Origin of the sequence: Mycobacterium simiae, from assembly GCF_008370645.1 — a bacterium.
Lineage (GTDB): Bacteria > Actinomycetota > Actinomycetes > Mycobacteriales > Mycobacteriaceae > Mycobacterium > Mycobacterium simiae_A.
Genome location: NZ_VTZN01000401.1, coordinates 1 through 1,214 on the forward strand (window position 1 = coordinate 1; position 1,214 = coordinate 1,214).

The 1,214-nt window shown below is 73.6% G+C and carries 1 protein-coding gene; it reads left to right on the plus strand.

Going from position 1 to position 1,214, the window contains the following annotated elements; genetic code table 11:
• The first annotated feature begins 60 nt into the window (after nt 1-60).
• Nucleotides 61-1,119: a DUF932 domain-containing protein gene (locus tag F0Q45_RS26060; protein ID WP_149656596.1), complete on the plus strand. Its 1,059-nt coding sequence runs from the start codon at nt 61-63 to the stop codon at nt 1,117-1,119.
• Nucleotides 1,120-1,214: the final 95 nt, after the last annotated feature.

Genomic DNA, 1,214 nt, shown 5'->3' on the forward strand with positions numbered 1-1,214 from the left:
CGGCCGGTCCCCGGCACCCGGCGCCGACCGGCGCGATCACACCACCGAAAGGGAAGAACCATGGCACACGAACTCGACACCACCACCGGCGCAGACGGTATCGCCCACGTCTTTTTCGCCAACTCCCGCGCCGACCACTGGCACCGACTCGGCCAATCCGTCGGCCACGCCATGACCGCCCGCGAAGCCCTCGACGCCGCGCACCTGGCCGGCTGGAACGTGCGCAAGATGGCGCTGCAGGTGCCCCGCCAGCCCGTCGTCGACGACACCGGCGTCACCGCCCCGGCACCGTTGGCGGTGCCCGACCATTTCGCCACCGTGCGCACCAACCCCGTCACCGGCGGCCTCGACGTGCTCGGCGTGGTCGGCAGCAAGTACGAGCCGGTGCAGAACGAGGCCTCCTGCGCACTGCTCGACGCCCTGGTCGACGAGAGCGGCGCCCGCTTCGAGACCGCCGGGGCGCTGCGCGGGGGCCGCGAGACCTTCATGACCATGAAGCTGCCCACCGCCATCGTCTTCGACGGCCGCGACGGCGCCGCCGACCGCACCGAGCTGTACCTGGCGGCGCTGAACTCCCACGACGGGTCGTCCCGCTTCACCTTCCTGGTCACGCCCATCCGTATCGTGTGCGCCAACACCCAGTCCGCCGCCCTGCGAGAGGCGAAGGCCAGCTGGGGAATCCGCCACACCGGCGGGGCGCGCGCGGCCATCCAGCAGGCCCGCGACGCCCTGAAGCTGACCTGGCGCTACGTCGAGGCCTTCGAGACCGAGGCCGCCGCCCTGTATGCCCGCCCGATGGACACCGACGAGGTCCGCACCTTCGCCGACGCCCTGCTCGAGGTCGACTCCGCCACCAGCGCGGCCACCGCCCGGCACCGCCGCGAACGCGCCGCCGGCATCGTCACGCTGTGGACGTCCTCGCCGACCATCGCCCCGATCGCCGGGACCCGGTGGGCGGCCTACAACGCGGTCACCGAATACCTCGACCACCACGTGCCCGTGCGTGGCGCCAGAACCAGTAGCGCCGCCAGCGCCACCCGCGCCCTGCGCAACATCGCCTCCGCGGCCAGCCCCGGATCGCTGAAGGCCCGGGCCTTCCGGATGCTGCAGACCCGGTAACGGACGCGTCGCCCACCGGGCCCGGCCGGCTCTCCCCCCGAGGGCCGGCCGGGCCTCTTTCTCCTTCCCGGCCCGCTCCCGCGCCGGCGGCGCGA

Coding starts and splice junctions, on each gene's coding strand:
- F0Q45_RS26060 (WP_149656596.1), top strand. CDS start 61: ATGGCACACGAACTCGACACCACCACCGGCGCAGACGGTATCGCCCAC.